27 protein-coding genes are annotated in these 23,714 nt (G+C 64.7%); 12 read left to right on the top strand and 15 right to left on the bottom strand.

Annotated elements, in window-relative coordinates; genetic code table 11:
• Positions 1-31: 31 nt before the first annotated feature.
• Positions 32-739: a response regulator transcription factor CtrA gene (gene ctrA, locus G3572_RS01495; RefSeq protein WP_164608907.1), complete on the bottom strand. Its 708-nt coding sequence runs from the start codon at positions 737-739 to the stop codon at positions 32-34.
• 93 nt (positions 740-832) lie between these two features.
• Entirely contained in the window at positions 833-1,111 is a 279-nt protein-coding gene (gene sciP, locus G3572_RS01490; RefSeq protein ID WP_164608906.1) for a CtrA inhibitor SciP, read from the bottom strand.
• Between the two features lie 142 nt (positions 1,112-1,253).
• Here sciP and mnmA point away from each other — a divergent pair, with 142 nt between their 5' ends.
• Entirely contained in the window at positions 1,254-2,390 is a 1,137-nt protein-coding gene (gene mnmA, locus G3572_RS01485; protein ID WP_164608905.1) for a tRNA 2-thiouridine(34) synthase MnmA, read from the top strand.
• On the opposite strand, the gene ispG is transcribed toward mnmA, so the two are convergent.
• The 4 genes from ispG to G3572_RS01465 all read right to left on the bottom strand — a co-directional run bounded on the left by ispG (position 2,391) and on the right by G3572_RS01465 (position 6,794).
• Entirely contained in the window at positions 2,391-3,530 is a 1,140-nt protein-coding gene (ispG, locus tag G3572_RS01480; protein WP_164609882.1) for a flavodoxin-dependent (E)-4-hydroxy-3-methylbut-2-enyl-diphosphate synthase, read from the bottom strand.
• 108 nt (positions 3,531-3,638) lie between these two features.
• The gene (locus tag G3572_RS01475) at positions 3,639-4,862 is read right to left on the bottom strand and encodes a helix-turn-helix domain-containing protein (RefSeq protein WP_164609881.1); all 1,224 of its coding nucleotides are present in this window, start codon (positions 4,860-4,862) and stop codon (positions 3,639-3,641) included.
• Between the two features lie 116 nt (positions 4,863-4,978).
• Positions 4,979-6,208, bottom strand: coding sequence for a 5-aminolevulinate synthase (gene hemA / locus G3572_RS01470; RefSeq protein WP_164608904.1), 1,230 nt, complete (start codon positions 6,206-6,208; stop codon positions 4,979-4,981).
• Positions 6,209-6,380: 172 nt separating this feature from the next.
• Entirely contained in the window at positions 6,381-6,794 is a 414-nt protein-coding gene (locus tag G3572_RS01465) for a hypothetical protein (RefSeq protein WP_164608903.1), read from the bottom strand.
• Between the two features lie 132 nt (positions 6,795-6,926).
• Between G3572_RS01465 and G3572_RS01460 the strand changes: the two genes are divergently transcribed.
• Both G3572_RS01460 and G3572_RS01455 read left to right on the top strand, forming a co-directional pair.
• A complete protein-coding gene (locus G3572_RS01460; protein WP_164608902.1) occupies positions 6,927-8,297 on the top strand; it encodes a M20/M25/M40 family metallo-hydrolase in 1,371 nt (456 codons plus the stop codon).
• An 81-nt stretch (positions 8,298-8,378) separates the two neighbouring features.
• Positions 8,379-8,831 (top strand): GNAT family N-acetyltransferase, encoded by a 453-nt coding sequence (locus tag G3572_RS01455; protein ID WP_164608901.1) that lies wholly within the window; start codon positions 8,379-8,381, stop codon positions 8,829-8,831.
• Here the strand turns inward: G3572_RS01455 and G3572_RS01450 are convergent.
• On the bottom strand, positions 8,826-9,149 hold the full coding sequence (locus G3572_RS01450; protein ID WP_164608900.1) for a hypothetical protein: 324 nt from the start codon (positions 9,147-9,149) through the stop codon (positions 8,826-8,828). The two genes, G3572_RS01455 and G3572_RS01450, sit on opposite strands and share 6 nt — an antisense overlap.
• A 78-nt stretch (positions 9,150-9,227) precedes the next feature.
• On the opposite strand from G3572_RS01450, the gene purB reads away from it, so the two are divergent.
• From purB to G3572_RS01425, 5 genes are all read left to right on the top strand, one after another.
• Positions 9,228-10,532, top strand: a complete 1,305-nt coding sequence (purB, locus tag G3572_RS01445) for an adenylosuccinate lyase (RefSeq protein ID WP_164609878.1) — start codon at positions 9,228-9,230, stop codon at positions 10,530-10,532.
• A gap of 128 nt (positions 10,533-10,660) precedes the next feature.
• Positions 10,661-10,822, top strand: a complete 162-nt coding sequence (locus tag G3572_RS01440) for a hypothetical protein (protein ID WP_164608899.1) — start codon at positions 10,661-10,663, stop codon at positions 10,820-10,822.
• Positions 10,823-10,892: 70 nt separating this feature from the next.
• Entirely contained in the window at positions 10,893-11,975 is a 1,083-nt protein-coding gene (locus tag G3572_RS01435) for a flagellar motor switch protein FliG (RefSeq protein WP_164608898.1), read from the top strand.
• Positions 11,976-12,067: 92 nt separating this feature from the next.
• A complete protein-coding gene (locus tag G3572_RS01430; RefSeq protein WP_240335371.1) occupies positions 12,068-12,952 on the top strand; it encodes a DMT family transporter in 885 nt (294 codons plus the stop codon).
• Positions 12,953-12,962: 10 nt separating this feature from the next.
• A complete protein-coding gene (locus tag G3572_RS01425) occupies positions 12,963-13,844 on the top strand; it encodes a lysophospholipid acyltransferase family protein (RefSeq protein ID WP_164608896.1) in 882 nt (293 codons plus the stop codon).
• 3 nt (positions 13,845-13,847) lie between these two features.
• Here the strand turns inward: G3572_RS01425 and G3572_RS01420 are convergent, their stop codons facing one another.
• Positions 13,848-14,552, bottom strand: a complete 705-nt coding sequence (locus tag G3572_RS01420) for a DUF1223 domain-containing protein (protein WP_435530943.1) — start codon at positions 14,550-14,552, stop codon at positions 13,848-13,850.
• Between the two features lie 242 nt (positions 14,553-14,794).
• Here G3572_RS01420 and acnA point away from each other — a divergent pair, with 242 nt between their 5' ends.
• Both acnA and G3572_RS22255 read left to right on the top strand, forming a co-directional pair.
• A complete protein-coding gene (gene acnA / locus G3572_RS01415; RefSeq protein WP_164608894.1) occupies positions 14,795-17,569 on the top strand; it encodes an aconitate hydratase AcnA in 2,775 nt (924 codons plus the stop codon).
• A gap of 190 nt (positions 17,570-17,759) precedes the next feature.
• A complete protein-coding gene (locus G3572_RS22255; protein ID WP_275897719.1) occupies positions 17,760-17,885 on the top strand; it encodes a hypothetical protein in 126 nt (41 codons plus the stop codon).
• Here the strand turns inward: G3572_RS22255 and G3572_RS01410 are convergent.
• Genes G3572_RS01410 through ccmA form a run of 5 tightly spaced genes read right to left on the bottom strand, consistent with a single transcriptional unit; the run spans position 17,882 to position 20,656 of the window.
• Positions 17,882-18,427 carry a DsbE family thiol:disulfide interchange protein gene (locus G3572_RS01410; protein ID WP_164608893.1) on the bottom strand — a complete coding sequence of 182 codons (546 nt, stop codon included), beginning with the start codon at positions 18,425-18,427 and terminating at the stop codon, positions 17,882-17,884. The genes G3572_RS22255 and G3572_RS01410 overlap by 4 nt on opposite strands.
• Positions 18,427-18,600: a heme exporter protein CcmD gene (ccmD, locus tag G3572_RS01405; protein WP_164608892.1), complete on the bottom strand. Its 174-nt coding sequence runs from the start codon at positions 18,598-18,600 to the stop codon at positions 18,427-18,429. The genes G3572_RS01410 and ccmD overlap by 1 nt, the downstream gene beginning before the upstream one ends.
• Positions 18,597-19,328: a heme ABC transporter permease gene (locus G3572_RS01400; protein ID WP_164608891.1), complete on the bottom strand. Its 732-nt coding sequence runs from the start codon at positions 19,326-19,328 to the stop codon at positions 18,597-18,599. The genes ccmD and G3572_RS01400 overlap by 4 nt, the downstream gene beginning before the upstream one ends.
• A gap of 54 nt (positions 19,329-19,382) precedes the next feature.
• Positions 19,383-20,039, bottom strand: a complete 657-nt coding sequence (gene ccmB / locus G3572_RS01395; protein WP_164608890.1) for a heme exporter protein CcmB — start codon at positions 20,037-20,039, stop codon at positions 19,383-19,385.
• Positions 20,036-20,656 carry a heme ABC exporter ATP-binding protein CcmA gene (gene ccmA / locus G3572_RS01390; protein WP_164608889.1) on the bottom strand — a complete coding sequence of 207 codons (621 nt, stop codon included), beginning with the start codon at positions 20,654-20,656 and terminating at the stop codon, positions 20,036-20,038. Before ccmA ends, ccmB begins: the two co-directional genes overlap by 4 nt.
• A gap of 104 nt (positions 20,657-20,760) precedes the next feature.
• Here ccmA and G3572_RS01385 point away from each other — a divergent pair, with 104 nt between their 5' ends.
• Positions 20,761-21,759: an aldo/keto reductase gene (locus G3572_RS01385; RefSeq protein WP_164608888.1), complete on the top strand. Its 999-nt coding sequence runs from the start codon at positions 20,761-20,763 to the stop codon at positions 21,757-21,759.
• 130 nt (positions 21,760-21,889) lie between these two features.
• Here the strand turns inward: G3572_RS01385 and G3572_RS01380 are convergent, their stop codons facing one another.
• On the bottom strand, positions 21,890-22,507 hold the full coding sequence (locus G3572_RS01380; protein WP_164608887.1) for a lytic transglycosylase domain-containing protein: 618 nt from the start codon (positions 22,505-22,507) through the stop codon (positions 21,890-21,892).
• A gap of 277 nt (positions 22,508-22,784) precedes the next feature.
• Here G3572_RS01380 and ssb point away from each other — a divergent pair, with 277 nt between their 5' ends.
• Positions 22,785-23,306, top strand: a complete 522-nt coding sequence (gene ssb / locus G3572_RS01375; protein ID WP_164608886.1) for a single-stranded DNA-binding protein — start codon at positions 22,785-22,787, stop codon at positions 23,304-23,306.
• 139 nt (positions 23,307-23,445) lie between these two features.
• Here ssb and G3572_RS01370 read toward each other — a convergent pair whose 3' ends face one another.
• Positions 23,446-23,679, bottom strand: coding sequence for an acyl carrier protein (locus G3572_RS01370; RefSeq protein ID WP_013067402.1), 234 nt, complete (start codon positions 23,677-23,679; stop codon positions 23,446-23,448).
• Between the last annotated feature and the right edge of the window lie 35 nt (positions 23,680-23,714).

Below are 23,714 nucleotides of genomic sequence, written 5' to 3'. Positions count from 1 at the left end.
GTGTAGGAGGGGCACCGGCCAAGGGCAAGGGTCAGGCGCTGGCCGCCATCTTGCGCTGTTCGCCCACCGGATCGCGCAGCACATATCCACGGCCCCAGACCGTTTCGATATAGTTCTGGCCCCCCGTCGCCTCGGCCAGTTTCTTGCGCAGCTTGCAGATGAACACGTCGATGATCTTCAACTCCGGCTCATCCATCCCGCCATAAAGGTGGTTGAGAAACATCTCCTTGGTCAAGGTGGTTCCCTTGCGCAAGGAAAGCAGTTCCAGCATCTGGTATTCCTTGCCCGTCAGATGCACCGTCTTGCCCTCGACCTCCACCGTCTTTGCATCAAGGTTCACATTGATCTTGCCGGTGATGATGATCGACTGGCTATGCCCCTTGGAGCGGCGGATGATGGCATGGATGCGGGCGACCAGTTCCTCGCGGTGGAAAGGTTTGGTCAGATAGTCATCCGCGCCAAAACCAAAGCCCTTCAGCTTCGAATCGGTGTCGTCAGAGCCGGAAAGGATCAGGATCGGCGTCTCGATCCGCGCCAGACGCAGCTGGCGCAGCACCTCATGCCCCGACATGTCCGGCAGGTTGAGATCGAGCAAGATGAGATCGTAATCATACAGCTTTGCCAGATCGACCCCATCTTCCCCCATATCGGTGCAATAGACGTTCAGATTGGCATGGGTCAGCATCAATTCGATACTGCGCGATGTGGTGGGATCATCCTCGACAAGTAGAATCCGCATCTTTCAAACTCCGCAACAACCAGCTTCGTTAACAACACTGACCTTGAATGGTTAACTGACCGTTACTCTGCCTGAGCGCGAAGCAAAAACAACTTAAAGTTGTCTATACTTCTGGATAGTCGTGACCTTCAAAGCCTTCTCGCCATGCTGGGCAACCGCCTGACGCCAGAGCGCAAATTCCTCTTCCGACAGGGCGTAACGCTCCAGCGCCTCCGCCTCGGTGATCAGGCCATGCACGACCGCCCGCACCACGATCGCCTTGCGGCTGGCCACCCAGCGGCGCGTGTCGGGCGCAGGCAAATCCGCCCGTGTCAGAATGCTGCCATCGGGCAAGGTCACCTGTCGCGGGCCATCAACACGTTTGAGATACATGGCCAAAACTTCCCATTGGTCCTCACGGATACCGGCGAGGGTGACCCATCAGACTTAAGCGAAGGTGAAGGTTGCGCAGGACAAGGGGTTGAGAGTATCGCGCATTTTCCTATATTGCGCGCAATCCCGGAAAGGTAACACCATGCTGGATCACCCGCTCAACTCGCTGGGGCTGCCCAAGCCGCCATCCGCCACCCGCGTGGTGGTGGCCATGTCGGGCGGTGTCGATTCATCCGTCGTCGCCGCGATGCTCAAGGAAGAAGGCTATGACGTCGTCGGCGTCACGCTGCAACTCTATGACCACGGGGCGGCACTGGCCAAGAAAGGCGCCTGCTGCGCGGGGCGTGACATTCACGACGCGCGCCGCGTGGCCGAAACGATGGGCTTTCCGCATTACGTGCTGGATTATGAAAACACCTTTCGCGAGGCGGTGATCGAGGAATTCGCCGACGCCTATCTGGCCGGCGCAACTCCGGTGCCGTGCATCCGATGCAATGAACGGGTCAAGTTCAAGGACCTCTTGGCCACCGCGCGCGATCTCGATGCCGATTGCATGGCGACCGGCCATTACATCCAGCGCAAGACCGGCGAGCTGGGGCCGGAACTGCATTCCGCGGCCGATGCCAACCGCGACCAAAGCTATTTCCTGTTCTCGACCACGGCAGAACAGCTTGCCTTCCTGCGCTTTCCGCTCGGCCATCTGGCCTCGAAGGCGGAAACCCGCGCGCTGGCTGCGAAATACGGCCTGCCCGTGGCCGACAAGCCCGACAGCCAGGACATCTGCTTCGTGCCGAACGGCAATTACGCGGCGGTGATCGAAAAGCTGCGCCCCGGTGCCGCCGATCCGGGCGAGATCGTTGACCTGAATGGCACCGTTCTGGGCCAGCACCGCGGGGTGATCCATTACACCATCGGGCAGCGCAAGGGCTTGGGCATCGGGGGCCTTGGCGATCCGCTCTACGTGGTGCGGCTCGATCCCGAAACGCGCCGCGTGATCGTCGGCCCGCGTGAGGCGTTGGCCACCCGCACCGTCCCCGTGCGGGAGGTGAACTGGCTGGGCGACGCCCCCTTCGACTCGGCACCCGAATGGCATGTCCATGTCAAGGTGCGCTCCACCCGCCCGCCGCGCCCCGCGGTTATCAGGCCCCTGTCGGCGACAGAGGCCGAGGTGGAGTTGCTTGATCCCGAAAACGGCGTCAGTGCAGGGCAAGCCTGCGTTTTCTACGCGCCCGAAGGCAGCCGCGTGCTGGGCGGCGGCTGGGTCTGGCGCGGGCGCTGATCACTCCGCCGCCTGCCCTGCTTCGGCCGCGGCCTCTGCCGCTTCGATCTCGGCAGCCTTTTTCTCGACCAGTTCGACGATATGGTCGATCATCGCCTCATTGCCGAGCTTGTGGCTCTGTTTGCCCGCGAGATAGACCATCCCCGATCCGGCCCCGCCGCCGGTAAAGCCGATGTCGGTCATCAGCGCCTCGCCCGGCCCGTTGACCACGCAGCCGATGATCGACAGCGACAGGCTGGTCGTCACATGGGCCAGCCGGTCCTCCAGCGCGCTCACCGTCTTGATCACGTCAAAGCCCTGCCGCGCACAGGACGGGCAAGAGATTATCGTCACCCCCCGATGCCGCAGGCCGAGCGACTTGAGGATCTCGAAGCCGACCTTCACCTCCTCGACAGGGTCCGCCGACAGAGACACCCGGATGGTATCGCCGATCCCCATCCACAGCAGGTTGCCCAGACCGATGGCCGATTTCACCGTGCCGGACATCAGACCGCCCGCCTCGGTGATGCCCAAGTGGATCGGCGCATCGGTTGCATCCGCCAGTTGCTGATAGGCGGCAGCGGCCATGAAGACATCGGAGGCCTTCACGCTGATCTTGAACTCGTGAAAATCGTTGTCCTGCAACAGCTTGATATGGTCCATGCCCGACTCGACCATCGCATCGGGACACGGCTCGCCATATTTGTCCAACAGGTGCTTTTCCAGACTGCCGGCATTGACGCCGATCCGGATCGAACAGCCATGATCGCGCGCGGCCTTCACCACCTCGGCCACGCGCTTGGCATCGCCGATATTGCCGGGGTTGATCCGCAGGCAGGCGGCTCCGGCCTCGGCAGCCTCGATCGCGCGTTTGTAGTGGAAATGGATATCGGCCACGATCGGCACCGGCGACTCGCGCACGATCTCGCGCAGCGCCGCCGTGCTTTCCTGATCGGGCGTCGACACCCGCACGATATCGGCCCCCGCAATCGCCGCGCGCTGGATCTGCTCCAGCGTCGCCGCCACATCGGTGGTCAGCGTGTTGGTCATCGTCTGCACCGAAATCGGCGCATCGCCCCCCACCAGCACTTTGCCCACGCGGATCTGGCGCGACTTGCGGCGGTAGATGTTGCGCCAGGGGCGGATCGGATTGTGGCTCATCTCGGCACGGGTCCTCATCGGTTTGCCCATGGATAATACGACAAAGCCGCCCCGGCAATGGCAGGGGCGGCTTTGTCAATCACGCGTGACAGATTTACGCTGGCCCGCTTACTCCGACGGCGGCGTCAGAACCTGCGAGGCATCGGCCACATTCACAATCGCCGCCAGATCGGCGTCGCGGCTCAGATCGGCCACGGCGAATTTCTCGGTCAGCGCCTCGGGCGACAGCGACAAGTTGCGCACCACCTGCGCCCCCGGTGCGGCCGGACCATAGGTCTGCCCGTTCACCGCGAAATAGACCGAACCCGAATTGCCCGCGCGCAGCACAGGCGCCTCTTCCAGTTGCGGCACGGCCCAACGCTCGCCCGCATCGAGGATCTTCTCGAACAGCACCGTGCCATCTTTGGCCGAAACCCGCACCCAAGACGGGCGCACGGCCAGCAATTCCACACCGGGCTGCGCATTGGCGACAACCTGCACCGCCTGCTCGTCCTGCGCCAAGGCTTCGGCCACGGCGGCGGCCACCGCGTCGGGCGTGGTGGCCGTTGCGGTCAGGCGCGGGTTGATTCCGGCAATAGGCCCGTCACGCGACACCAGAACCGGCACATCGAGCGCCTGCGGGCGGTAAAGACGCCCCACCGCCTCGCTGCTTTCCTGCACGGGGTCGGCAGCGGCAAGCGCGGTGCCTTCCCCTGCAGGGGCCGACCGCACCAGCGGGGCGGCGCCCGTCACATTGCCCAACGGGTCGATCTCGGCCACCACACTGGGGGCCTGATCCACCGGCGACAGTTGCACGCGCTGCACTTCCTGCAACACAGACCAGCCGCCATATCCGATGGCACCGATCAGCGCGACCAGCACCAGAAGCGAGCCGACAGCCCCCGGCTCCACCCGCGCGAACATGCTTTCGCCGCGCGGAATGAAGGTTGCGTTGGGGTTGGCCAGCGGATCGCTGAACACCTGCGTGCTGCGGCTGCGCGCCGCCGTCATGCCCGAAGACGAGGCCGCCGCGCTCATCCCGTGCGCAACCTCGAAATTGGCTTCCTTGGAAAAGCGCGCAAAAGCCATATCCGGGTCCATGCCCAGATAGCGCGCGTAAGACCGCACATAACCCGCGACAAAGCCCTGTGTCTCAAAGGCCGACACATCCGCGTTTTCGATCGCGGCGATATAGGCCGCCTTGATCTTCAACTCGCGCTGCACATCCAGAAGCGATTTGCCCAGCGTGGCGCGTTCGCCCCGCATCAGATCACCCAGACGCAGATCAAAGTCATCAAAGCCCTTTGGCTTTTCCATCTCCGGTTCCGAAGGTTTTGCCCTCCGCCCGATCATGCGCTCTGCCCCATGATAGTACCATGTCCCCGTCGTCGCTTCGATCACGACTCATTTTCTTCGTATTAGGGATTCGTTACCACAGCACAAGGTCTTTTGCACCTGCGAGAAGACCGTTACGCCGAGACCTCGGCACGATTCAGCGCACAATGTCCCCAGAGCTGATCCATCGCCCGGATCAGGGCATCGATCTGTGCAAAATCATGCACCGGCGACGGGGTAAAGCGCAGCCGCTCGGTCCCGCGCGGCACGGTCGGGAAGTTGATCGGCTGCACGTAAACCCCGAACTGGTCCAGCAGCATATCGGACAGCATCTTGCAATGGATGGGGTTGCCGACATGCACAGGCACAATATGCGACCCGTGATCGATGATCGGCAGGCCCAGACCCTTGAGCCGCATCTTCAGGGTGCGGGCATGCGATTGCTGCAAATCGCGCAGTTTCTGCCCCTCTGCGGTCTTGAGGAACTTTACGCTCGCCGCCGCGCCAGCCGCCACGGCAGGCGGCAGCGATGTGGTGAAAATGAAGCCCGGTGCATAGCTGCGCACCGCATCCACCATCTTCGCACTTGCAGCAATATAGCCGCCAAACACGCCATAAGCCTTGGCCAGCGTGGCGTTGATGATGTCAATTCTATGCATCTGGCCGTCACGTTCGGCCACGCCGGCACCGCGCGGCCCATACATACCTACGGCATGAACTTCGTCCAGATAGGTAAGCGCCCCGAATTCGTCAGCCAGATCGCAGATCGCGGCGATGGGGCCGAAATCGCCATCCATCGAATAGATCGATTCAAAAGCGATCAGCTTGGGCGCCTCCGGATCATCGGCCTCCAGCAATTCGCGCAGATGCGCCACGTCATTGTGCCGGAAAATCCGCTTCAGCCCGCCGCCGCGCCGCACGCCCTCGATCATGCTGGCGTGGTTGAGCGCGTCCGAATAGATGATGAGGCCTGGGAAAATCTGCCGCAGCACCGACAGGGTCGCATCATTGGCGATATAGGCGCTGGTGAAGACCAGAGCGGCCTCCTTGCGGTGCAGATCGGCCAGTTCGGCCTCCAGCCGGTTGTGATAGACCGTGGTGCCCGAGATGTTCCGTGTGCCGCCCGACCCTGCGCCGGTGGCATCCAACGCCTCGTGCATCGCGCCCAGCACCACAGGGTGCTGGCCCATGCCGAGATAATCGTTGCCGCACCAGACGGTGATGTCCTTCTTGCTGCCATCGGGCCGCGTCCAGACCGCATGGGGAAACTGCCCCTTCTGCCGCTCGATATCGATAAAGGTGCGATAGCGCCCTTCATCGTGCAGACGCTGAAGGGCAGTATCGAGGGCGGCTTCATAACGCATCGGGTCTTCTCCGTGGCACCCCGCGCGAGATCGGCACAGGGAAGATGGCATACAGGTTTGCCCCTTTCTGGGGCGAGACACCTGCGGCTTGCCTTGACATGCATCAAGACGGCGGCCTTTGGGAACAGGTCAATTTGACGCCCCTCGGCCAGCCGCATGACAAGACGGCGGATCAGGGGGAAGGTGCGACTTCCAGCACCACAACGCAAGGGGCCTTGGCCTTGCGCAATTTGTCACATTCGGCCAAGGCCGCCGTGCGCGCCGCCGCCGCATCGGGCAGATCGCCCAAAGCCACCGCCGAGGGCACGGGCGATCCGTTACGCACAAAGCCTTCGTCCGGCGACATCGCCATTGCGGCATGGCCGCTGCGGCTGGTCACGAACAGCGACAACGCCTGATCGTTCGAGGCGACCAGACGCAGCGTCGTCAGTTCTTCGGGCGTCAGGAACGGGTGCAGATGCAGGCTCACGGCAGAGCCGCCGTTGACCCCGGTTTCCACCGGCACGCTTTGCGCCTGCGCAAATCCTGCGGCCAGCACCAGGAGCGCCGCCGCGCCACCTGCCCTCGTCATGGAATTCAGGCCCATGTGTCCTCCTTTGCCTGTCAGGCACTGTTCTGTCCCGCTGCCATGTAACGCACGGGCGGGCCTCTGGACAGTGCCTAGCATCCTGTTACGGTCGGTCCATCATTCACTTTATGTAGAGAAGCGAAAGAAATCATGTCTCTGGACAAAGTTCTCGCGAAAATTGACGCTGATCTTGACCAATCGGTGAACCGGCTGCTGGACCTGCTGCGCATCCCCTCGATTTCCACCGATCCGGCCTATAAATCAGATTGCGCCCGCGCCGCCGACTGGCTGGTGGAGGATCTCAAGACCCTCGGCTTTGACGCCTCCAGCCGCCCGACCCCAGGCCATCCGATGGTGGTGGCGCATGGTGGCACGGGCGAGCGGCACCTGCTCTTTTACGGCCATTACGATGTGCAGCCCGTCGATCCGCTCGACCTGTGGGACCGCGACCCGTTCGACCCCGAGGTGCAGGACACCGCCAAGGGCCGGGTGATCCGCGGGCGCGGATCGGCCGATGACAAGGGCCAGCTGATGACCTTCATCGAGGCCTGCCGCGCCTGGAAAGCGGTGCATGGCAGCTTGCCCGGCAAGCTGACGATCTTTCTCGAGGGCGAGGAAGAATCCGGCTCGCCCAGCCTGATCCCTTTCATGCAGGATAACGCCGCCGAGTTGAAAGCCGACATCGCGCTGATCTGCGACACCGGCATGTTCGAGGATACTACCCCCGCCATCGTCACCATGCTGCGCGGGCTGCTGGGGGAAGAGATCACCGTTTATGGTCCCGACAAGGATCTCCATTCCGGCATGTATGGCGGCGCGGCGATCAACCCGATCCGCGTTCTGACCAAGATCCTCGGCAATCTGCACGACGAGACGGGCCGGGTGACGGTGCCGCATTTCTACGATGGCGTGCAGGAATTGCCCGACGCCATCCGCGCGCAATGGCAGGCACTGGCCTTCGATCACGCCAAGTTCCTCGGCGATGTCGGCCTGTCGGTTCCTGCGGGCGAGCAGGACCGCACGCCCCTCGAAATGCTCTGGTCACGCCCCACCGCCGAGATCAACGGCATCTGGGGCGGCTATACCGGACAGGGCTTCAAGACCGTGCTGCCCGCCGAGGCCCATGCGAAAATCTCGTTCCGCCTGGTGGCAGGCCAGGACCCCGATGTGTTGCGCGGCCATTTCCGTGCCTGGGTGCAAGAGCAGTTGCCCGCCGATTGCCGGGTCGAATTCCACGGCCACGGCAACGGCCCTGCCGGCGTGATGTCGGTCGAGGCCCCCGCCTTCGACGCTGCCCGCGCCGCGCTTGGCGAAGAATGGGGCAAACCCGCCGCCTTCGTCGGCTGCGGCGGATCGATCCCGATTGCCGGATATTTCAAGACCTATCTCGACATGGATGCCATGCTGATCGGTTTTGGCCGCGACGATGACCAGATCCATAGCCCGAACGAGAAATACGACCTCGAATGTTTCCAGAAGGGCATCCGGTCCTGGGCGCGGGTGCTGGCGAAGCTGGTCTGAGGCGGGCCGGCGTCACTTTTGCGGCAAAGGCCGGGGGGGCTGTCTGCCCCCCCGGACCCCCCCGAGGATATTTAGAAACAGATGAATGGGGCGGTCGTGCAGATCAGGACGGCAGAAGCAGCGGATGAAGCGGCGTGGCGCAGGCTATGGGACGGGTTTCTGGCCTATTACGATGTGACGCTGGACCCTGCGGTGACGGCGGCGACCTGGGCGCGGATTGCCGATCCGGGGCATCTGATGACCTGCCGGATGGCCTTCGAGGGCGATTTGGCCTTGGGCTTTGCCATCCACCATCCGCATTGTTCGACATGGGTGGCGGGGGATGATGTCTATCTGGAAGACCTGTTCGTCGCCCCTGACGCGCGCGGGCGCGGCGTGGGGCGGGCGCTGATCGAGGATCTGATCGCCATCGGCCGCGCGCGGGCGTGGCACCGGCTCTACTGGAACACCGCGCGCGACAATGCGCAGGCACGGCGGCTTTATGACAGCTTTTGCACCGAGGATGGCCACATCCGCTATCGGATGACCCTATAGGTCGCCATAGCGCCCCGCGCGCACGAAGCCGCTGTCCTCGCGGAAGCGCAGGTCGATGCCGTCGCTGTCGACCTCGGCGCAGATCGGGCGCTTGCCCGACCAGCTTTCGCAGTAGCGGTCACTGTCGACCCGCCATTCGCCCCAGGATCCGGCACGGATGGTGCGCCCGTCCTCGAGGAAATACTGCGCGACCCCTTCGGGAAACACCACGACACGCGCGGTCAGCGCCGCGCTGATCTGGTCGCCGGTCAGCGTCTGCCAGTCTGCGGCCAGCCCCGGACCCGACCAAAGCATCAAGACCACCCCGAAACGCAGCATCCGGTCCCCTTTGCCTTGCGTCATGCATGTGCGCAGTCTAAGGGGGCCGCGCACCCCCTTTCCAATGATAGGTTCGTGATGATCCCACGTTATTCCCGCCCCGAGATGGTTGCCCTCTGGTCGCCCGCCACAAAATTCCGCATCTGGTATGAAATCGAGGCACATGCCTGCGATGCGATGGCCGATCTGGGCGTGATCCCGCGCGCCAATGCCGAAGCGGTCTGGCGCGCCAAGGATGTGGAGTTCGACGTGGCCCGCATCGACGAGATCGAGGCGGTCACCAAGCATGATGTCATCGCCTTCCTGACCCATCTGGCCGAGCATATCGGCAGCGATGACGCGCGCTTCGTGCATCAGGGCATGACCAGTTCCGACGTTCTGGACACCACATTGAACGTGCAACTGGTGCGCGCCGCCGATCTGCTGCTGGCGGGGATGGACCGGGTTCTGGCCGCGCTGAAGGCCCGCGCCTACGAGCACAAGGACACCGTGCGCATCGGGCGCAGCCACGGCATCCATGCCGAGCCGACCACGATGGGCCTGACCTTTGCGCGGTTCTATGCCGAGATGGCGCGCGGGCGGGCGCGGCTGGTCAATGCGCGGGCGGAAGTTGCGACGGGGGCGATCTCGGGCGCGGTCGGCACCTTTGCCAATATCGACCCGCGCGTGGAAGAGCATGTCTGCGCCAAGCTGGGCCTGACGCCCGAACCGATCTCGACGCAAGTGATCCCGCGCGACCGTCATGCCATGTTCTTTGCCACCCTTGGCGTCATCGCCAGCAGCATCGAGAACATCGCCACCGAATTCCGCCACATGCAGCGCACCGAGGTGCTGGAGGCCGAGGAATTCTTCAGTCCCGGCCAGAAGGGCTCGAGCGCGATGCCGCACAAGCGCAACCCGGTGCTGACCGAGAACCTGACCGGCCTTGCGCGGCTGGTGCGCATGGCGGTGGTGCCGGCGCTGGAGAATGTCGCGCTCTGGCACGAGCGCGACATCAGCCATTCGAGCGTCGAGCGCGCCATCGGCCCCGATGCCACCATCACGCTGGATTTCGCGCTGCACCGTCTGGCCGGAGTTGTCGAGAAACTCGTGGTTTACCCCGAGAACATGATGCAGAACATGAACAAGTTCCGCGGTCTGGTGATGAGCCAGCGGGTGCTGCTGGCGCTGACGCAGGCGGGGGTCTCGCGCGAGGACAGCTATCGTCTGGTGCAGAGAAACGCCATGAAGGTCTGGGAACAAGGCGCTGATTTCAAAACGGAACTCCTGAATGACGCCGAGGTGCTCGCCGCGCTCACCCCGGCCCAGATCGAGGAAAAGTTCGACCTTGGCTATCACACCAAGCATGTCGATACGATCTTCGCCCGCGTGTTTGGCGCCTGACGCCCGGCTTTTGGGCGCATAACAGAAGCGTGACCGGCGGCCCTCGCAGGCCGCCGGAAAGCAGGCTTGATTCGGGCCGTCCTGTGCTACCTTTGCAAGACTGACAACTTTCATGGGAAGGACGACTGATGAAGACAACGATCACCACTGCCGTCATCGCGCTCATGCTGCTGCCGTCGATGTCGATGGCCCAGTGCTCGGGCATGAAAGAAATCACCGCCTCGTCCTGCAAGGAGGGGATGACCTGGGATCAGGCCAAGGGCGAGTGCATCCCTGCCCCGACCACCTGACCGGACGTAAGCCACCGTTAACCCCGACGTGACACCCTGCCCGTGCAGGACCACCAGAACGGGGAATCGGATGTCGGATCAGTTTGGCCATGCTCTGGCGCGCATCACTCCGGTGCAGCGCGCCGTTTCCTTGGGCGGCAGCCACGGAGAGAGGCGGGCACCCACTCCGCGCGAAAAGGCGGCCATCATCGTGCGGCTTTTGCTGGCGGAGGGGGCGACCTTGCCCGTCTCTGCCTTGCCCGAACACATGCAGGCTGCGCTGACCGAACAGATCGGCCAGATGCGTCTGGTCGACCGCGCGACGCTGGCGCAGGTGGTCGAAGAATTCATGACCGAACTGGAAGAGGTGGGGCTGTCCTTTCCCGGCGGCATTGATGGCGCGCTCTCCATGATGGACGGGCACATCAGCCCCACCGCCGCCAACCGCCTGCGCAGGCTGGCGGGCGCCTCGGGCAAGGCGGACCCGTGGGACAGGCTGACGACCCTGCCCGCAGACCGCATCCTGCCCGTGCTGGAGGTGGAAAGCGTGGAGGTGGCGGCTGTCATGCTCTCCAAGCTGCCGGTGCCGAAGGCGGCAGAACTCCTTGGCCGTCTGCCGGGGGAAAAGGCCCGCCGCGTCGCCTATGCCGTCTCGATGACCGGCAATGTCGCCCCCGATACCGTGCGCCGCATCGGCCTGTCCCTTGCGGCGCAGCTTGATGCCCAGCCGGCCCGCGCCTTTGACGCAGGCCCGGTGGAACGGGTGGGGGCCATCCTGAACGTCTCTACGGCGGCGACGCGCGATGACGTGCTGATGGGGCTCGATGCCGAAGATGCCGAATTCGCCGAACAGGTGCGCAAGGCGATCTTCACCTTCTCGCATATTCCGGCGCGGATCATGCCGCGCGACATTCCGAAAATCGTGCGCATGGTCGACACCGCGCAGCTTGTCACGGCCTTCACCGCCGCGCAAAGCCATCCCGCACAGGCCAAAACGGTGGAGTTTTTTCTGGCCAACATGTCGCAGCGCATGGCGCAATCCCTGCGGGAAGACATGGCCAGCCGCGGCAAGGTGCGCGAGAAAGACGCCGAAGAGGCGATGACAGCCATCGTCACCACCATCCGCCAGCTGGAAGGCGCGGGCGAAGTCGTGATGAACCGCGAAGAGGAATGACAGCCCCCCGCGTCCCGATGGCGGGGCGCGGCATCCAATGGCTTGTGAACCGCATCCGCGCAGGCTAGCGTCCGCTCCGCAAAGGACGGATGATGACACCCCCCACCCTCAAAGACACCAAAAGCGGCATTCTCCTGATGGTGCTGGCGATTTTCTGCTTTGCCGCAATGGATGCCGCCGCCAAGGGGCTGATCGCGCGCTATCCGGTGCCGCAGGTGATCTGGGCGCGCTTTGCGGGTCAGGTGCTGATCGTGGCACTGCTGCTCGGCCCCCGCCTGCCGCAGATGCTGCGCACGCAATGGCCCGTGCTGCATCTGGTGCGCTCGGCCTGCCAGCTTGGTGCGATTGCCTGCTTCTTCTCGGCGCTTCCCTATATCGGTCTGGCCGAGGCGACCGCTCTGGGCGATCTGAACCCCGTGCTCATCACGTTGGGCGCGGCGCTGTTTCTGGGCGAACGGCTTGGCCCCCGCCGCCTCGCAGGCGTGATCGCGGCGCTGATCGGCGCGCTCATCATCATCCGCCCCGGCCTGTCGGTGTTCACCCCTGCCGCCCTGCTGCCGCTGGCGGCGGCGGTGTTCTATTCCATCAACGCCCTGCTCACGCGTCGCCTCGGCCCGCATGAAACCGCATGGACACCGATGATCCTTGCCGCCCTCTTCGGCATGGCGGTCACCAGCGCCGCCCTGCCCTTTGTCTGGGTGCCGGTGCCGATGGCTGATTGGCCGCAATTCGCTCTGATCGGGGTGCTTGGCACGGTCGCGCAACTCTTCCTGATCCGCGCCTTCACGCTGGCCGAGGCGGGGAGCGTCGCGCCCTTCGCCTATGTCGGGCTGATCTTCGCCACCGGCTGGGGGTATATCCTCTATGACGAGGTGCCGGATCTGCCGACGATCATCGGTGCGCTTGTGATCGTGCTGGCGGGTCTCTATGTCTGGCACCGCGAAACACGGGTGCATGGCGCATCCAAAAGCCTGTAAAACGGACCGGATGACCGACACGACCGCGCACAAAACCGGCACCTGGGGCCAATGGCTGTCTGACCGCGCCATCCGCACGGTGCTCTGGCTGCTGCTCGCGCTGCCCTACCGCTGGCGCGTGCCGCTCTGTGGCTGGGTGATGGCGCGCATCGTGGCGCCGCTCGCGGGCTGGCCCAAGCGCATCCGCGACAATCTGGCGCTGACGCTCCCCGACCTGCCCGCCGACCAGATCGACCGCATGGTCGCGCGCGTGCCCGAAAACATCGGCCGCACGGTGATCGAGATCTATTCCGGCGCCGAATTCATCGCCCGCACCACCGAACTGCCGCTGACAGGCGATGGCGTCGCGGCCCTCGAGGCGGCCCATGCGGCAAGGCGCCCCGTCATCCTCGCCACCGGCCATTTCGGCAATTACGATGCGGTGCGCGCGGCGCTCATCGCGCGCGGCTATCCCTTGGGCGCGCTCTATCGCCCGATGTCGAACCCCTGGTTCAACGATCACTATGTGCAGGCCATCGGCACCATCGGCCAGCCGATCTTCGAACGCGGGCGCGCGGGCATGGGGCAGATGCTCAAACACCTGCGCGGCGGCGGCATGCTCGGCATCCTGCCCGACCAGCGCATGCAAAAGGGCGTGAAGCTGACGTTCTTCGGGCAAGAGGCGCTCACCGCGCTGTCCGCAGCCGACATGGCCCTGAAATATGATGCCGAGCTGATCCCGACCTATGCCATCCGCCAGCCCGATGGCCTGTCCTTCCAGATCATCGTCGACGCCCCGATCCCGCACGGCACGCCCGAGGCGATGACACAGGCGCTCAACGACAATCTGGAACGGCTGATCCGGCGCTATCCCGACCAGTGGTTCTGGATTCACCGCCGCTGGAAACCCTGAGCCTTACCTGATCTGCGCCGCCGCCAGCACATCGGCAGGCCCCTCGGTCTGCACGATCACCACCACAGGGTCAGGCCCCGCGACAGAGGCCGTCATCTCGAACGGGTCCACACCGGGCCAGGTCGCAACCGACTGCCAGTCGGTCACGATATTAGTGTATTTCACCTCGCGCCCTTCATTCTCGCCGCGCCCGATGGCAACCGTCGCCTCGGGCAGATAGCGCACAAGCTGGATGCGCGCGGGCTTGGTCAGCGGCGGATCGGCCTCGGCGCGGATGGTGATCTGATCGCCCTCCCGCGTCACCACAAGCCGCACCGGACTGGTCTGCGCCTGATGGCGGCGGATCGCCTCGGACACCTGCGCCGGATCATTGCCCTCCACCCGGTCAAGCCCGCCCACGATCATCTGCGGCGTGTAGATCATCCGGCTGCCGACCGCCTTGGCATAGGCTTTCTGGCGCTGGGTGAAATGCGGGCTGGCAAAGGTATCGCGCCAGCCGATGTAATCCCAGTAGTCGACATGCAGCGACAGCGCGATCACATCGGGGCTTTTGACAAGCTCTTCCATGAAGGCATCGGCGGGCGGGCAGGACGAACAGCCTTGCGAGGTGTAAAGCTCCACCACAACGGGCGCGCTCTGCGCCAGTGCCGCACCGGACATGCCAATCCAAAGCCCGAACGCCGCGCTGACCAAATCTCGCTTTGTCACTGCTGTCATCCCCAAACTTGCCCTTTCGTTTTACAGACGCGACTGTGGAGCCGCCAATCAAGGTTTTGCGAGGCCAAGATGAATTCCCATCACGCCCCGGTTCATGGCAAGATCGACACAAGTTCACTGAAACGAGGGCTGGATTCTTGGCATACAATTGTATACAAAGCCAGCGATTCCCCGGCACAAGCGGCCGGAGACGACCTTAAGCCATTCCCGTTCCCCTAGCCAAGAGGCCCAAAATGACCGTCACAGTCGGACATGACAGCCAGAAAACCAAGCAGACCCTGACCGCCGGCGGCCAGACCGTCAGCTATTACTCGATCCCCGCTGCCGAAGCGGCTGGCCTGGGCGAGTTCTCGCGCCTTCCCGCCGCTCTCAAGGTGGTGCTGGAGAACATGCTGCGTTTCGAGGATGGCAAGACCGTCTCGGTCGATGACATCAAGGCGTTTTCCGACTGGGGCAAGAACAAGGGTCAGAACCCGCGCGAGATCGCCTATCGCCCTGCCCGCGTGCTGATGCAGGATTTCACCGGCGTTCCAGCCGTGGTGGACCTTGCGGCGATGCGCGACGGCATTCTTGGCCTTGGCGGCGATGCGCAAAAGATCAACCCGCTCAACCCGGTCGACCTCGTGATCGACCACTCGGTGATGATCGACGAATTCGGCACCCCCCGCGCCTTCCAGGCCAACGTGGACCGCGAATATGAGCGGAACATGGAGCGTTATGTCTTCCTGAAATGGGGCCAGAACGCATTCAACAACTTCCGCGTCGTGCCGCCCGGCACCGGCATCTGCCATCAGGTGAACCTCGAATACCTCGCGCAGACCGTCTGGACCGACACCGATCAGGACGGCAACCTTGTCGCCTATCCCGACACCCTCGTCGGCACCGACAGCCACACCACGATGGTCAACGGTCTGGCCGTCCTTGGCTGGGGCGTGGGCGGCATCGAGGCCGAGGCCGCGATGCTGGGCCAGCCCGTCTCCATGCTGATCCCCGAAGTCGTCGGCTTCAAGCTGACCGGCCAGATGATGGAAGGCACCACCGCGACCGACCTCGTGCTGAAGGTCGTGCAGATGCTGCGCAAGCATGGCGTGGTGGGCAAGTTCGTCGAATTCTACGGCGACGGTCTGGACCGCCTGCCGCTGGCAGACCGTGCCACCATCGCCAACATGGCCCCCGAATACGGCGCGACCTGCGGCTTCTTCCCGATCGACGATGAAACCCTGCGCTACCTGCGCCAGACGGGCCGCGAGGAATCGCGGATCGCACTGGTCGAGGCCTATGCCAAGGCAAACGGCATGTGGCGCGGTGCGGATTACAACCCGATCTACACCAGCACGCTCGAACTCGACATGGGCACCATCGTTCCGGCCATCTCCGGCCCGAAGCGCCCCCAGGACTATCTGCCGCTGACCTCTGCCGCGACCGCCTTCGGCGACTACATCCGCGGCCTGCGCAAGGCCCCCGAAGCGCCCAAGCTGGAAAAGGCCGAGATGACCGCCGAAGGCGGCGCCCCTGCCCCGGCGGCCGAGGCCATTCCCGGCAACACCGACGGCCTGTCGACCGCCAAGGTCGAAGGCAAGGATTACGTGCTGCGTGACGGCTCGGTCGTGATCGCCTCGATCACCTCCTGCACCAACACCTCGAACCCCTATGTGTTGATCGGGGCCGGTCTCGTGGCCCGCAAGGCCCGCGCGCTTGGCCTGAACCGCAAGCCCTGGGTGAAAACCTCGCTCGCCCCCGGGTCCCAGGTCGTGTCGGAATACCTGAACGCCGCCGGCCTGCAGGAAGACCTTGACGCCGTGGGCTTCAACCTCGTGGGCTATGGCTGCACCACCTGCATCGGCAACTCCGGCCCGCTCGATCCGGCAATCTCCAAGGCGATCAACGAAGGCGACCTTGTGGCCACCTCGGTGCTCTCGGGCAACCGCAACTTCGAAGGCCGCATCTCGCCCGACGTGCGCGCAAACTACCTCGCCAGCCCGCCGCTGGTGGTGGCCTATGCGCTGGCAGGCGACATGAACATCGACCTGACCAAGGAACCGCTGGGCACCTCCAAGGATGGCAAGCCGGTGTATCTGAAAGACATCTGGCCCACCAATCAGGAAATCGCCGACATCGTTCATGCGGTCGTGACGCGCGAGGCATTCCAGAAGAAATACGCCGACGTGTTCAAGGGCGACGAGAAGTGGCAGGCGGTGCAGGTCACGGATTCGCAAACCTATGACTGGCCGACCTCGTCGACCTACATCCAGAACCCGCCCTATTTCAAAGGCATGGCCAAGACCCCCGGCACGATCTCGAACATCGAGGGCGCGCGGGTGCTAGCCCTCTTGGGCGACATGATCACCACCGACCACATCTCGCCCGCAGGCTCGTTCAAGGCCACCACCCCGGCAGGCAAATACCTGACCGAGCGGCAGGTTCCGGTGTCCGAGTTCAACTCCTACGGCTCGCGGCGCGGCAACCATGAAGTGATGATGCGCGGCACCTTCGCCAACATCCGCATCAAGAACGAGATGCTCGATGGCGTCGAGGGCGGCTATTCCAAAGGCCCCGATGGCCAGCAGACCAGCATCTATGATGCCTCGATGGCCTATCAGGAAGCTGGCACCCCGCTGGTGATCTTCGGCGGCATCGAATACGGCGCAGGCTCCTCGCGCGACTGGGCGGCCAAAGGCACCGCGCTTCTTGGCGTCAAGGCCGTGATCGCTGAGTCGTTCGAGCGTATCCACCGCTCGAACCTCGTCGGCATGGGCGTCATCCCCTTCGAATTCACCGAAGGCATGAACCGCAAGTCGCTCGGCCTCACCGGCGACGAGGTGGTGTCGATCCACGGGCTCGACGGCGACCTCAAGCCGCTGTCGCTGGTGCCCTGCACGATCAAATATGCAGATGGCACCGAGAAAACCATCCAGCTCAAGTGCCGCATCGATACCGAGATCGAGATCGAATACGTCGAGCACGGCGGCGTGCTGCACTACGTTCTGCGCGATCTGGCCAAGGCCTGACCCGGCCGCTCCTCCGCCCTTGCGGGCGTCTTCGCTCCGAAGACCGCCCGCAAGGAAGGGATGAGGCCCAAGGCAGAGCCACACAGACAGGAAAGGCCCGATCCGCAAGGACCGGGCCTTTTTCATCGGCAATCTTCTGTTCAGACCTCTGTGCCACAGTCATGGCACCCAGAACACAGGATGCCACCCCATGCCCCACCGCTTCCCGCCGCTTGCCCCGCAGCCCCCCGCCAGACCGCAGCAACGGGTCCTTCCGCCCCTGCCCTTGCCGGAACTGGGGTTGCTCGCCTTCCTTGGCCTGCTGCTCTTGGCCTAGCTTTGCACCTCGGCGGCCAGGGCCGCCGCCAGCGCAGGCTTGAAACGGTTCTCGTAATCCGTCCCGATCAACGGCCCGATGAAGCGCAAGGCCACCGTGCCATCCCCGCGGATGATGAAGGTCTCGGGCGGCGCGGTCACCCCCCATTCCACACGGTTGCGCCCCTGCGGATCGGTTGCCACCGCAAAGAACGGGTTCCCGTCCTCGGCCAGATAGGCAATCGCCTTGGCATCATCATCCATGATGTTGATGCCCGCCACCCGCACGCCCGCCGCCGCCATCTCCAGCAGCACCGGATGCTCGGCACGGCAGGGCGGGCACCATGTGGCAAAGAAGTTCACCACCGTCACCTGCCCCGTGCGCAGATCGGCATCGGTCAGTTGCGCCACGCCCGCCAGCCCGGTCACGGGCACCACCGGGGCCGCCCTGTCCTGAAAGGCGGTCGGCATGTCATTGGGGTTGTTGTTCATCATGCCAAAATAGAACGCCCCCGCCAGCCCCGCAAACAGCACGGGCGGCAGCACCATCAACCATCGGGCCATTACCGCTCTCCTTCTGTCGGGGCGCGGGCCTGCCGCGCCTCCACCTCGGCCAACTGGCGCTTGACGCGCCGCCCGCGCCAGACCGTCAGCGCCAGAAGCGCCGCCAGAAGGGCCAGCGTCGCCCCGTAGGATGACAGCACCGCCACCGCATAGCGCCCCAGATCCGGCATCATGCCAAACGCTCCCGTGCCAGCAGCGCCGACAGACGCCGCGCGCGAATTTCCGTGCGGGTGCGCATCAGCACCAGCAGCACGAACAGCAACACAAACCCCGCGATGCAGACCACCAGCGGGACATAGAAGGCGGGGGCGATCGGGTCTTTCTCGCCCACCTTCAGGATGGTCGAATCCTGATGCAGCCCCTGATTCCAGAACTTCACCGCATAGCGCGACAGGACCGCGAAGACAGAGCCCACCATGCACAGCACCGCCGTCAGATCGGCCGCCGTGTCGGGGTCCTCCACCGCCTGCCACAGCGCGATATAGCCCAGATAGAACAGCGCAAGGATCAGGAAGGCGGTCAGCCGCGGGTCCCAGGCCCACCAGGTGCCCCACATCGGCTGGCCCCACAGCGCGCCCGTCACCAGCGCGATCGCGGTAAAGGTCAGCCCCACCGGGGCCGCCGCCTTGGCGGCCAGCGCGCTCACATGGTGCCGCCTGATCAGCCAGATCAGGCTTGCCACCAGCATCATCACCCAGGCATTGATCGCCATCATCGCGCTTGGCACGTGCAGGAAGATGATCTTCACCGTCGAACCTTGCCGGAAATCATCCGGGGTCAGGAAGAACCCCCAGACCAGCCCGACAATCAGGCAAACCGCCGTCAGCCCCCCCACCCAGGGCAGAACCCCGGCCGAGAGCTGCATGAACTTCTTCGGGTTGGCATATTCCCACAACGACATCAGGCTGGCCTAACCTCTCTCATAACGCGTCTCAAGTCACTATCATGTCAAACATCAACGCAGATTGACGCGGATTGCCGCAGCCGCCGCAAAAGGCAGCAGCGCCAGCGCCCCCGCCGTGATCCCCGCCAGCAGCAGCAGCGGCACCGAAACCTCGGCCCCCGCCGCCCCGCGCTTCACAACCTCGGCGCCAAAGATCAGCGTCGGCACATAGAGGGGCAAGACCAGCAGCGACAACAGCAGCCCGCCCCGCTTGATCCCCACCGTCAGCGCCGCGCCAAAGGCCCCGATCACCGACAGCGCGGGCGTGCCGGCCGCAAGACTCGCCACCAGCCACAGATAGCCCGGCCCCGGCAGGTTGAGCAGCACCCCCAGCACGGGTGCCACCAGCGTCAGCGGCAGGCCCGTCACCAGCCAATGCGCGAAGGCCTTGACCGCCACCACCCCTTCCAGCGGAATCGGCGAGGTCGCCAGCAGGTCCAGCGAGCCATCCTCGAAATCCAGCGCAAAGATCCGGTCCAGCGACAGAAGGCAGGCCAGCAGCGCCCCCACCCACAAGATACCGGGCGCGATCTTCGCCAGCGTCGCAGGCTCCGGCCCCACGCCCAGCGGCACCAGCACCGCCACCAGCAGAAAGAACGCCAGCCCCAGCCCGAAGCCGCCCCCGGCGCGAAACGCCAGCCGCAAGTCGCGCAGCAAAAGCGCCCTCATGCAAAGGCCTCGTCAAATCCGCCAGAGCCAACCGTCACCCGCGCCTTGAACGGCGCAAGGTCCAGCACCGCCGCCTCGTCCAGCCCCAGATCGATATGGGTGGCGATCAGTGCCATGCCGCCCTGCGCCAGATGCCCCCGCACCACCCCCGCAAACAGCGCCACCGATGCCACATCGAGCGAGACCGTCGGCTCGTCCAGCACCCAGATCGGCCGCCCCGTCACCAACAGACGCGCCAGACCCAGCCGCCGCTTCTGCCCCGCCGAAAGATTGGCGGCACGGCGGTCCCGCAGATCGAGCAGGTTCATCCGCGCCATCGCGTCACCGACACCGCCAACCCCGTGGATCGCGGCCCAGAAGCCCAGATTCTCCTCCACCGTCAGCACCGCCTTCAGCCCGTCGGCATGGGCGGCATAGGTCAGGCTTTCGGGCGGCGCGCTCACGCGGCCCGCCACCGCCGGCTGCAGCCCCGCCAGCGTGCGCAACAGCGTCGTCTTGCCCACCCCGTTCGGCCCGCGCAAGATCAGCGCCCGCCCGGGCGCAAGCGCAAAGCTCACCCCTTCGAGCAGCGTCACACCGCCCCGCGCCACCGCCAGTTTGTCCACCACCAATTCCATCCCCAACCCCTAGCGCAGCCGCTGCCCGCCGAAAAGGGCCTGCGTCACCGTGGCAATCCCCGCCCGCCCGCCGTAAACTGCCGCCACAAACCGGAGGACATAAGATGCAGACCCGCGATTTTGGCCGCACTGGCCACAGCACCACCCCGATCGGCTTTGGCGCATGGGCCATCGGCGGCACATGGGGAGAGGTCAGCTGGGACGATGCCAAGGCCACGCTCCACGCGGCCCTCGATGCCGGCATGACCTTCATCGACACCGCCGATGTCTATGGCGACGGCCGGTCCGAACAGATCATCGCCGAGGTGCTGGCAGAACGGGCGCAGGCCGGCCAGGGCCCCCGCCCCTTCGTCGCCACCAAGGCCGGCCGCCGCCTGAACCCGCACACCGCCGAAGCCTACACGGGTGCCGCCATCGAATCCTTCATCGACCGCAGCCTGAAGAACCTGCGCGTCGATTGCCTCGACCTCGTGCAACTGCACTGCCCGCCGACGCCGGTCTACAGCAATCCCGCGATGTTTGACGCGCTCGACGCGATCAGGGCCAAGGGCAAGATCGCCCACTATGGCGTCTCGGTCGAAACGATCGATGAGGCGCTGACCGCCATCCAGCACCCCGGCGTGGTCTCGGTGCAGATCATCTACAACCTGTTCCGCATGAAGCCCGCCGACCGCTTCTTTGCCGAGGCCCGCGCGAAAGATGTCGCCATCATCGCCCGCGTGCCGCTGGCCTCCGGCCTGCTCACCGGCAAGATGGGCCCCGACAGCCAGTTCGCCGCCGACGACCACCGCGCCTTCAACCGCAACGGCGAGGCCTTCGACAAGGGCGAAACCTTCAGCGGCGTTCCCTTCGACGTGGCGCTCGAAGCGGTCGAGGCGCTGCGCCCCCTCGTGCCGCAAGGCACGCCGATGGCCGCCTTCGCCCTGCGCTGGATCCTGATGGAACAGGCCGTCACCGTGGTGATTCCGGGCGCAAAGACCCCGGCGCAGGCGCGCGCCAATGCCGCCGCCGCCGATCTGCCCGCCCTAAGCGCCGGACAGATGCAGGCCGCGCGTGACGTCTACACCCGCCTGATCGCCCCCCACGTCGCGCATCTGTGGTAAAATCGAAAAGGCGGCGCCTCCCGCATGCGCCGCCCCCTTCATCTGTTCACAAATATCCCGCAGGGGGTCCGGGGGACGCGAAGTCCCCCGGCGGCTGGCCAAAGGCGCCGTGCGCGAAGGCCCCGCGCCCTCAGCCCAGAATCGCCTTCACGTAATTCACCGTCTCGGCATAGGGCGGAATGCCATTGTGCTTTTCCACCGCCCCCGGCCCCGCGTTATAGGCGGCCAAGGCCAGCCGCCAGCTGCCGAACCTGTTGTACATCATCCTGAGATAGCGCGCCCCGCCCTCGAGGTTCTGGTGCGGATCGTTGATATCCACCCCCAGCTTCTGCGCCGTCCCCGGCATCAGCTGCGCCAGCCCCGTCGCGCCCTTGTGCGACACCGCCGACGGGTTCCACCCCGATTCCTGCTGCACCAGCCGCAGGAACAGGTCTTCGGGAATGCCGTGGCGATTGGCCATGGCACGCGCCACCGCCAGATACTCGCCCTTGTAACGCCCCGAATAACGCGGCGCCGCGGCTTCGGGGGCCGCGCTGGCCGCCGCCTTGCCCTTGGGCGTCAGCCGGACCGACGCCTCGTATTGCTTGGCCAGCCGCCCGTCGAGCAGCTTCTTCTGCGAATTGAACAGCGAAGCCCGGCTCTTGCTCGACCCAGAAAGGTTCAACCCCTCGGCCACCGCCGCCGCAGGCGACAGACACGCAAGCGCCAGCACCAGAGAGACAGACAAGAGCGCGCTGCTTTGCTTCATGGATCGGTTCCGGCTTGCCTCAGACCACCGCGACTATAGGCAAAATCGCGCGCCATGCCAGAGCCCAGATGCGCCGCCACGGCCTTGCGGGCATTTCGGCGGTTTCTTGCCCGCCCGCCCTGCGCCCTCGCGCGCTTTGTCAGCCGCCGCCGCATTGCAGGCCCGCCCGCGCCTCGGTATAGGTGCGCTAGAGGTTTCTTAACCAAGACCGGACAGGCTCCGGTGATCCCCGGCCCGGTGCCGGACCCATGACAACAGCAGACAAGCGGAGAACCCAATGGCAGGCTCGGTCAACAAGGTCATCATCGTCGGCAATCTTGGCCGCGACCCCGAAGTGCGCAGCTTTGCCAATGGCGGCAAGGTGGTGAACCTGCGCATCGCCACCTCGGAAAACTGGCGTGACAAGCAGACGGGCGAACGCAAGGAACGCACCGAATGGCATTCGGTCGCGATCTTCAACGAAAGTCTGGCACGGATCGCCGAACAATATCTGCGCAAGGGCTCCACCGTCTATATCGAAGGCCAGCTCGAAACCCGCAAATGGCAGGACCAGTCGGGCGCCGACCGCTACACCACCGAAATCGTCCTGCGCCAGTACCGGGGCGAGCTTACCTTGCTCGGCGGGCGCGGCGAAGGCGGCGGCGGCGGCGGACAAGGCGGCTATGATGACCGTGGCGGCTATGATGATTACGGCAGCGGCCCCTCGGGCGGCAGCAGCATGGGCGGTGGCGGCGGCATGGGCGGCGGGCGCGGTGCCCCGGCGGGCCGCTCCGACCTCGACGACGAAATCCCGTTCTGATCTGCCCCGAAGCCCCGGTCCCGCGACTGGGGCTTTTTCCGGCGCCAGCCAAGCCCCGCACCCCTCATCCGCCGCCCCGAAACGAAAAAGGCACCCGCAAAGGGGTGCCCGTTCCGTTCTGTCCGACCTTGCGCGAAGATCAGGCGGCTTCGGTGATGAATTTCACCGCATCGCCGAAGGTCTGGATGGTCTCGGCAGCATCATCCGGAATCTCGATCCCGAACTCTTCCTCGAACGCCATGACCAGTTCGACAGTGTCGAGCGAGTCCGCGCCCAGATCGTCGATGAAGGAGGCGGTCTCGGTGACCTTGTCCTCTTCAACGCCCAGATGCTCAACGACGATCTTCTTCACGCGGTCAGCGATGTCGCTCATGTCACTTCCTCTTATATCAGCGGGAGGGCTTCCCG

The organism is Pseudotabrizicola algicola (assembly GCF_010915705.1).
GTDB classification, from domain to species: Bacteria; Pseudomonadota; Alphaproteobacteria; order Rhodobacterales; family Rhodobacteraceae; genus Pseudotabrizicola; species Pseudotabrizicola algicola.
The sequence above is the reverse complement of the archived record's forward strand: the minus strand, read 5'-3'. Positions and strand labels throughout refer to the sequence as shown.